The 8,070-nt window shown below is 71.6% G+C and carries 7 protein-coding genes and 2 pseudogenes; 2 read left to right on the top strand and 7 right to left on the bottom strand.

From position 1 onward, the window contains the following. Positions 1 to 271 precede the first annotated feature (271 nt). The 4 genes and pseudogenes from ACTWQJ_RS41300 to ACTWQJ_RS41285 all read right to left on the bottom strand — a co-directional run bounded on the left by ACTWQJ_RS41300 (position 272) and on the right by ACTWQJ_RS41285 (position 4,602). Entirely contained in the window at positions 272 to 1,447 is a 1,176-nt protein-coding gene (locus ACTWQJ_RS41300) for a lactate 2-monooxygenase (RefSeq protein WP_443311559.1), read from the bottom strand. An 82-nt stretch (positions 1,448 to 1,529) separates the two neighbouring features. After that, positions 1,530 to 2,225: an alpha/beta fold hydrolase gene (locus ACTWQJ_RS41295; RefSeq protein ID WP_443311558.1), complete on the bottom strand. Its 696-nt coding sequence runs from the start codon at positions 2,223 to 2,225 to the stop codon at positions 1,530 to 1,532. A 40-nt stretch (positions 2,226 to 2,265) separates the two neighbouring features. Then, positions 2,266 to 3,564: pseudogene (locus ACTWQJ_RS41290) on the bottom strand (purine-cytosine permease family protein); the annotation flags it as partial. A 474-nt stretch (positions 3,565 to 4,038) separates the two neighbouring features. Beyond that, complete coding sequence (locus ACTWQJ_RS41285; RefSeq protein WP_443311557.1) at positions 4,039 to 4,602, bottom strand: hypothetical protein; 564 nt, start codon at positions 4,600 to 4,602, stop codon at positions 4,039 to 4,041. Between the two features lie 324 nt (positions 4,603 to 4,926). Here ACTWQJ_RS41285 and ACTWQJ_RS41280 point away from each other — a divergent pair, with 324 nt between their 5' ends. Next, positions 4,927 to 5,361 carry a subtilase-type protease inhibitor gene (locus ACTWQJ_RS41280; protein WP_129803249.1) on the top strand — a complete coding sequence of 145 codons (435 nt, stop codon included), beginning with the start codon at positions 4,927 to 4,929 and terminating at the stop codon, positions 5,359 to 5,361. Positions 5,362 to 5,497: 136 nt separating this feature from the next. On the opposite strand, the gene ACTWQJ_RS41275 is transcribed toward ACTWQJ_RS41280, so the two are convergent. From ACTWQJ_RS41275 to ACTWQJ_RS41265, 3 genes are read right to left on the bottom strand one after another with little or no spacing between them, the layout of a single operon-like run. Further along, complete coding sequence (locus ACTWQJ_RS41275; protein ID WP_443311556.1) at positions 5,498 to 5,713, bottom strand: CDGSH iron-sulfur domain-containing protein; 216 nt, start codon at positions 5,711 to 5,713, stop codon at positions 5,498 to 5,500. Continuing rightward, positions 5,694 to 6,347, bottom strand: a complete 654-nt coding sequence (locus ACTWQJ_RS41270; protein ID WP_443311555.1) for a HemK2/MTQ2 family protein methyltransferase — start codon at positions 6,345 to 6,347, stop codon at positions 5,694 to 5,696. The genes ACTWQJ_RS41275 and ACTWQJ_RS41270 overlap by 20 nt, the downstream gene beginning before the upstream one ends. A gap of 21 nt (positions 6,348 to 6,368) precedes the next feature. After that, a complete protein-coding gene (locus ACTWQJ_RS41265) occupies positions 6,369 to 7,382 on the bottom strand; it encodes an iron-containing redox enzyme family protein (RefSeq protein ID WP_443311554.1) in 1,014 nt (337 codons plus the stop codon). 74 nt (positions 7,383 to 7,456) lie between these two features. On the opposite strand from ACTWQJ_RS41265, the pseudogene ACTWQJ_RS41260 reads away from it, so the two are divergent. Further along, a pseudogene (locus ACTWQJ_RS41260) lies at positions 7,457 to 8,064 on the top strand (flavodoxin family protein). Positions 8,065 to 8,070 lie beyond the last annotated feature (6 nt).

The raw sequence follows: 8,070 nt of genomic DNA, 5'->3' as shown, positions 1-8,070 counted from the left end.
CTCTCGCCGCACCGGCCGAAAGCCCAAGTACATCCAGTACGAGGGCTTCCGGCCGGCACGCCGAGAGCACGCACCGGACGCCGCTCCTTGACGGGCAAACGTTGCCTGCCGCGGCACTAGCCGACGACGTCCCGGGGCGCCCGGCCCGCGGTGTCGACGAAGTCGACGCCCGCACCGGCCAGGGCGCCCTACTCGACCGTGCCGCGCGCCGCGCCGGGGAACAGCTGCGAAAGTCCGGCTCCGGCCGGGCGCCCGCCGGTGTGCGTGGCGGTCATGCGGACTCCTCGACGAGGACGAGGTCGGCGGGTCCGACGGTGGCGGGTGTGGCGTGCCCGGACAGGGCGAGGGTGAGATCGAGTTCGGCGAGCAGACAGCGGATCACATGCTCCACGCCCGCCTGGCCGTCGAGTGCGAGACCGTACGCGTACGGCCGGCCCACCAGGACCGCCTGTGCGCCGAGCGCGAGCGCTTTGAAGACGTCGTCGCCGGTGCGCACCCCGCTGTCGAACAGCACCGTCAACCGGTCACCGGCCGCCGCGACGACCCCGGGCAGCGCGTCGGCCGCCGCGACGGAGCCGGCCACCTGGCGTCCGCCGTGGTTGGACACCACCACGCCGTCCATCCCGGCGTCGGCGGCGGCCCGGGCGTCGTCCGGGTGCAGGATGCCCTTGAGGACGATCGGGCCGTCCCAGTTCTCCCGCAGGAACGCCAGGTCCGGCCAGGTCTTGGCGGGGTCAGCGAACATGCCGACGAAGTGCATCACCGCCGCGTTCGGATCCTCGTGCACCGGCTTGGCCAATCCCGCCTGAAAGGCCGGGTCGGAGAAGTAGTTGGCGGTGCCCACGCCGTGCAGGAACGGCAGATACGCCTGGTCGAGATCGCGGGGTCGCCACGCGAGCAGCGGGGTGTCCAGCGTGACGACCAGCACGCTGAACCCGGCAGCCTTCGCCCGGTTCAGGAAGCTCCGCGTCACCTCGCGGTCCTTCGCCCAGTACAGCTGGAACCAGCGCTCGGCGTCGCCCATCGCCTCCGCGACCTGCTCGATGGGTGTGCTGGACGCCGAGGACAGCACATACGGCACGCCCTGCGCGGCGGCGGCCCGGGCGGCGGCCGGCTCGGCGTCCGGATGCATGATCGACAGCACGCCGACCGGCGCCAGTGCCAGCGGGGCGGGCAGCCGGCGGCCCAGCACCTCGACGGACAGGTCCCGCTCGTGCACGTCCCGCAGCATCCGCGGCACGATCCGGCGCCGGTGCAGGGCCGCCCGGTTGGCACGGGCGGTGCTGCCGTCTCCGGCGCTGCCCGCCACATAGCCCACGGGACCCGGTCCGAGCCGCTGCTCGGTGAGCTCCTCCAGCCGTGTCAGATCGGTGGGCAGCCGTGGTACGGCTCCCGCCATCCCGTTCAGATAGATCTCGTACTGGAAGTCAGCCCAGTGCCTGGCCATCGCCCGGTCCCCGCCTCTCACCCTCGAGCCGCGTCGTCCCGACGATACTGGCGAGTAAGGGCACGTCCGTCCAGGGTGTGACTCAGGCCCGGACGGCCGACCGGTGCAGGATCCCGGCCAGTTCGCGCGGCCGGGAGAACATCGGCCAGTGACCGGTGTCCATCCGGACCAGCTCCCAGCTGTCGCTCTTGAGCAGCTTCTGTACGGCGTCCATGGGTTCGTCCCCGTCGAGCAGGCACTTGATGTACGTCGCCGGCAGCTCGCCCAGCGGGCGGGACAGCGCGGCCGGTTCGGTGAGGGAGGCGCCCGGGTGCGGGGTGGAGCCGCCGATGATCCGGGCGATCTGCTCGCCCGTCAGGTCCTGGCCCGCGCAGTCGTCCGCGGTGAGCGGTGGCCAGAAGCCGCCGCCCGCCTCGATCGACGCCCGCACGTGGTCGCTCGGCCAGCCAGAGAGGAACGACTCCCCGTCGACGGGCACGGTGGAGTCGACGAACACCACCAGGGCCAGCCGGTCCCCGATCCGCTCGGCTGCCTGGCCGACCGGGATGCCGGCGTAGCTGTGCCCGACAAGCACGACGTCCCGCAGATCGAGCCGCTCCACCTCGTCGACGATGTCCTGGACATGTCTCCGCTGCCCGGCCGGCACGTCCCGCTTCTCGGCGAGACCGGACAGAGTCAGCGGATGGACGCCGTGTCCGGCCGTCCGTAGCTCCGCCGCCACCTCGTCCCACGCCCACGCGCCCAGCCACGCACCTGCCACCAGTACGAAATCGGTCATGGTGGCAAGGTAGCGGCAGGGTCCGACAACGACCCGGCGATCAGTCCGCGAGCTGCGCCTTCTCCCGGACCGACGCGCCCTCGGTGCTCGCCCCGGGACCGGTGATCGGCGGCACCGGCACGTCCACCGTCCGCACCAGCCGCGCGCCCTCGGGCCCGTACACCGCGCGGGGCTCGGGGAACAGCCGCAGCAGCGTCAGGAACAGCACCGCGGCCACGGCCAGCGACAGCGGCAGGCCGATGTCGACGCCGTTCGCCAACTCGCCGAGCGGGCCCACGAACTGGCCCGGGATGTTGGTGAACAGCACACCGACGACGGCGGACACCCACCAGGCGGTCGTACCGCGCCAGTTCCAGCCGTGCGCGAACCAGTAACGGCCGCCCCGCTGGCGGCGGTTGAACACCTGGAGCGCCTCCGGGTCGTACCAGCCGCGCCGGGTGTGGTAGCCGAGGATCATCACGACCATCCACGGTGTGGTGCAGGTGATGATCATCGTGGCGAAGGTGGAGATGGACTGCACGATGTCCAGCCCGAACCGGCCGACGAAGATGAACGCGATCGACAACACGCCGATCAGCACCGTGGCCTGCACCCGGGACAGCCGCGGGAACACCGAGGAGAAGTCGAGGCCGGTGCCGTACAGCGCCGTCGTGCCGGTCGACAGGCCGCCGATCAGCGCGAGCAGACACACCGGCAGGAAGAACCACGAGGGCGAGATCGCCAGCAGCCCGCCCACGACGTCGGGGGCGGCCGGATCGACGTACTCCGGCGCCTTGTTCGCGATGATGCTCGCGGTCGCCAGGCCGAAGACGAACGGCAGCAGCGTGGCGATCTGCGACAGGAACGCCGCACCGACCACCCTGCGGCGCGGGGTGCTCGCCGGGATGTAGCGCGACCAGTCACCGAGGAACGCCCCGAACGACACCGGGTTCGACAGCACGATCAGGGCCGCGCCGATGAACGACGGCCAGAACAGCGACTGCGTCGCCGCGTCCGCCGAGTCCGTGAAGACGCCCGCGTACGACGGGTCGAAGTCGCCGGCGAAGGCGATCGCGCCGAGCAGGAACAGCGCGCTCGCCGAGGTCACGGCGATCTTGTCGACGAACAGCATGAACCGGAAGCCGTACACGCACACGATCAGCACCAGCCCGGCGAACAGGGCGTATGCCAGGGCGTAGGACGCGTTGCCGCGGTGGAGGCCGAACAGCCGGTGGGCGCCGCCGACCAGGGCGTCGCCGGAGCTCCACACCGAGATGGAGAAGAACGCGACCGCGGGCAGCAGGGAGAGGAAGGAGCCGACCACACGGCCGTGCACGCCGAGGTGGGCGGATGAGGAGAGTCAACTGTCAGCGAGGAGGGCGCATGAGGTCGATTTAGCTCGATCGTGTGGTGGTTCGCTTGTGGGCTTGCAGCGCCCTCGGCCGACCGGGTTAACGTGATCGTGCGATTTGGGACGCCGGGTACGGCGCCAGCGTGCGGGGCCCCGCTCCACCAGAGAGATGTCCGGGGCCTCCCCGTCGCCTCTGGCCGTACCCACATGGCCAGGTCGCGCAGGGAACTGGCCTCCCGGGCTCGGACCACGCACGCGATGCGTGTCGCCGCCCTGGGGTTGAGTACGCCGGGGACCAGTGCGCCCAAGACCGTTCGGGGCGTGCGGCTGAGCGGGCTGACTTCCGCTCAGTCCCCAGGAACGGTTCGCCGACGGTACGGCGCTGGGGGCGCCCCGATCCAGAGGACGATGGGGGCGCCCGATCCAGAGGACGGTTCATCCATCTTTCGTGTCCGTCATGGATGATTCGGCCACCGCGGGCGGTCATTCGTCGTGCGTGGTGGTGTCCCCCGTGTCCTCCGGGGTCTCGGTGTCCGGTCCCTGCGCCCGTACGCGCTGGACGTGTTCGAGGGAGTCCCGCAGTTCGGCCAGCCAGTCGTCGGCGTGCCGCTGGACCAGACGCACGCACCAGGCGAGGGCGTCGCTGCGGCTGCGGGCGACGCCGCCCGCGATCAGGGTGTCGAGCACCTGGCGTTCGGGCTGCCGCAGCCGGGTCATGACGGGTGCTGCCACATGCGTGAACAGCGCGCGCCGCCCGCCGCACTCCACGCCCCATGACACCTTCCGGCCGAACCGGTGCTCGGCCTCGCGGGCCACCGCCATCCGGTCCTCCCGGGTGCGTTCCCGGAACTCCGCGATCCGGCCCGGTACGGCAGCGTCCCGCTCGGCGGCCGAGGCGTCGTCGGCGAGCCGGGGTTCGGGGATGCGGCCGATCACGGTGATCTCCTCGCGGTCGACCGTCACCTCGGTCACTTCCTCGAAGAGGTCGTCGGGCAGTCGGCCGGCGAACCAGCCGCGCAGTTTCTGTTGCTGCTCTGTCGTAATCATGTAATGACGATTACTCCGTCGGAGCATGAACACAAGGGGTCGGGACGGAGTCCGCCGAGAGCTCAATCGGAATGTTTCAGGCCGATTAAACAGCCTGGGTAATCCGGCCACCCGGCCGCCCGGGACGATCACGAACCGCCCGGATCGGCGATTGGAACGTTCGAATTCCGTGACTTCACGCCACTGATTCAACACGCAAGGTTACTGAAATTCATGGGGTGGAGGTGTGTTTCGGCGGCGGACTCGGCAGACTCGCGCTCGCCGATCCGGCACCGACCGAGCCGGGTCCGGCACCTCATCGAATCGAGCGGAAGGATGCACACAATGCGGAACCCCGCGCGCTGGGCAGCGACCCTCGGCCTCACGGCCGCCGCCGTCTGCGGACCCCTGACCGGAGCCGCGCACGCCACGCCGCCCACCGCCCCGGCCACGCTCTACGCCCCGTCGGCCCTGGTGTTCACCGTCGCTCACGGCGAGACCGCGGCCACCGTCACCCCGGAGCGCGCGGTGACGCTGAGCTGCGCCCCGACGCCGTCCGGCACGCACCCGAACGCCGTCGGGGCCTGCGTCGAACTGCGGGGCGCGGACGGGGACTTCGACGCCCTGGAAACCAGAACGGGCGTGTGGTGCACCCGGGAGTACGACCCCGTGGTCATCCGGGTGAGCGGCGTCTGGCAGGGCGAGTACGTCTCCTATGAGCGCACCTTCGCCAACGAGTGCGTGAAGAACTCGTACGGGACGAGCGTCTTCGCGTTCTGAGGGACCGGGATCGCTCGGCCCCCGTGTATGCCGTGAGCGGCCCGCAGTTGGGGAGTGCGGGCCGACATCGCGGGGCCCCTGCGGTCTCGCCCCAGGGGTCGGCGGGCGGAGTGGGGCCGCCCGCCGGCCCCGGGGATCACTCCCCGGACAGGCCCTGGGTCCGGTCGCGGTGGCTGGTGTCGCACCAGGGATAGCGGCGGCTGCGGCGGCAGGTGCACAGGGCGACGCGGAAGCGGTCTGAGGTGACGGTGGTCCCGTCTTCCAGCTCCACTTCCACCGGGCCCTCGACCAGGACGGGGCCCTGGCGCTGAACCTTGATCCGGCGCGGTGTGTCAGAGGGGGAGTTCGGCACGGACGACCACCAGCTCTTCCTTGTCCTCAGCGGCGGACAGCAGTCCCCGTTCTCGTAGCCAGCGCTCCCGTTCGCGCAGTACGGGGCCGAAGGCGATCCGGCACCGCCGGATCACCGTGGCCTTCAGGCCGGACGCGCGCAGCCGTTGCAGTGTGCGGTCCGGGTCGCTGAGGGCCGAGTGGACGACCAGCAGGACTCCTCCCGGGCGCAGCAGGGCAGGCGCCTCCCGGCAGATCCGGTCCAGGACGAGCCGGCCGTCGCGGCCGGCGTCCCAGGCCCGCGCCGTACCGCGCGGCTGCGGGCTCCCAGGGGGTGCGGGAACATACGGCGGGTTGGCCAGGATCAGGTCGAACCGCAGGCCGCGTACGGGGGCGAAGAGATTCCCGTGCCGGATCCGGACCGGCACTCCGGCCAGCCAGGCGTTGACCCGCGCCGCCCACACGGCCCGCCACGACACGTCCACGGCCGTCACCCGGTTCCCCCGCCGCGCGGCCTCCAGGGCCAGCACCCCGGTGCCGGTGCCCACGTCGAGGACGTCCGCGCCCGGCGGAAGCGGCTCTTCGGACAGAGCGTCGGCCAGCAGGGCGGTGTCGTCCTGAGGGGTGTAGACACCGGGTGGCACCAGAGGTTTCACGCCGCCCAGGTACCCCGGCAGTCAGGGAATATGGGAGGTATCGGAAGGCGGCAGGGGTGTGCGCAGCGACGACCGTCCGGCACGCCATGCGGTGAGCAGATGCTCGGCGAGCCGGTCCTCCACATGTCCGGTCGCGTCGACACCGAAAGCGACGTCGTGCGTGAGGTGCGGCTCCTCGGCCAGCAGGCCGCCGATGACGTCGTGCCGTACGACCTGCTCGTGGACCGCGTCGGCCTCGACGTGCTCGTCGTAGAAGTGCTCGGCGGCCGGTCCGGCCCCGGTGCGGCGCATCGCCTCGGCGAGCCGCCGGGAACCGGGCGACGAGGTGACCTCCACCGCGGCGAAGTGGCCGACCAGCGCGCCCCGCAGGGCCCGGTGCAGGCCGAAGAGGGACATCAGGTTGACCGTGCCGAGTGCCTGAGCCGACGCCGCGTCGACGTAGTGTCCGTACGACGTGTCCAGGCCCAGGTCCGTCATCAGGTCGGCGAAGAGACGGGCATGCACCCGCTCGGGGCGGCCGCCGCCGTACTCGTCGAATTCCACCGCCGCCATCGCCGCCTTGGCCCGGCCCCACAGCCGGGGCAGCACCCAGGCGTGCGGGTCGGCCTCCTTGAGGTGGTACACGGAGCGCTGGGCCGCGTACTCGCGCAGCTGCCACAGCTCGCCCTCGTCGCGCAGGTAGTGGGTGACGCCCGTGCCGTCGACCGGTTCGACGAGGAGCTCCGCGAGTGCCTCCGCGACCGTGTCGTGCGTGGGGGTGTCGGCGCGCAGTGCGGACAGGAAGCGGTGCTCCAGCGCCGCGCGGGTGCGCAGCAGGTCGGGGTCCCATTCGCGGTCCGCGGGCACGCCCTCGAAGCCCCGGTAGTGCAGTTCGTAGCAGAGGTGGAGGGCGAGCTGGAGGTCGTCGCCGTACGCGGCCGCGGTCGCGACGTCCTCGTCGTGCGGCAGCGGACCCGTCCGCCGGAGGTACGCGCCGACGGCGGCGGAAACCGGGCCCCGGGGGGACGGGAGGCGTGGCTCTTCGCGGTGCTTCATGCGGGTCGAGTACCCGAGCGGAACGCGGCGTCCCCTTCGAGTGGAGTCGGCCGCTGCGGGTACTCCGGGCACACATGAAGGCACTCGTGATCAATTGCACGCTCAAACAGTCGCCGGAGCCCCCAACACGGAGGCGCTCGCCCGGGTCGTCGTCGAGCAGCTGGAGAAGGAGGGCGTGGATGTCGATGTCGTACGGGCCGTCGACCTGGACATCGCGCCGGGCGTGACCAGCGAGGCGGTGCGCGACGGGGACGCCTGGCCGCCCGTCCACGACAAGCTGCTGGACTCCGAGATCCTGGTCATCGCCTCGCCGACCTGGCTCGGCCGGCCCTCCTCCGTGGCCCAGAAGGTCCTGGAGCGGATGGACGCGATGCTCTCCGAGACGGACGACGAGGGCAGGCCGGTCGCCTACAACCGGGTCGCCGACGTGGTGGTCACCGGCAACGAGGACGGCGCGCACCACGTCATCAGCGAGATCTCGGGCGCACTCGCAGACCTCGGCTACACGATCCCGGGCCAGGCCTGGACCTACTGGCATCTCGGCCCCGGCCCCGGCCCGAACTACCTCGACGACGAACGCAGCCGCGAGTGGTCCCACCGCACCGGCCGGGCCATGGCCGCCAACCTCACCGCGGTGGCCCGGGCCCTGACGGAACGGCCCGTGGGGGCGCCGCCCCGGTAGGGGTGC

The sequence above is a fragment of the Streptomyces sp. KR55 genome, assembly GCF_052245645.1.
Classification (GTDB): domain Bacteria; phylum Actinomycetota; class Actinomycetes; order Streptomycetales; family Streptomycetaceae; genus Streptomyces; species Streptomyces flavusporus.
This window is presented reverse-complemented; position numbering and strand designations above follow the sequence as displayed.

What these genes read in the sequence shown, in the direction of transcription:
- ACTWQJ_RS41300 (WP_443311559.1), bottom strand. Translation starts at nt 1,447, where the DNA reads ATGGCCAGGCACTGGGCTGACTTCCAGTACGAGATCTATCTGAACGGG.
- ACTWQJ_RS41295 (WP_443311558.1), bottom strand. Translation starts at nt 2,225, where the DNA reads ATGACCGATTTCGTACTGGTGGCAGGTGCGTGGCTGGGCGCGTGGGCG.
- ACTWQJ_RS41285 (WP_443311557.1), bottom strand. Translation starts at nt 4,602, where the DNA reads ATGATTACGACAGAGCAGCAACAGAAACTGCGCGGCTGGTTCGCCGGC.
- ACTWQJ_RS41280 (WP_129803249.1), top strand. Translation starts at nt 4,927, where the DNA reads ATGCGGAACCCCGCGCGCTGGGCAGCGACCCTCGGCCTCACGGCCGCC.
- ACTWQJ_RS41265 (WP_443311554.1), bottom strand. Translation starts at nt 7,382, where the DNA reads ATGAAGCACCGCGAAGAGCCACGCCTCCCGTCCCCCCGGGGCCCGGTT.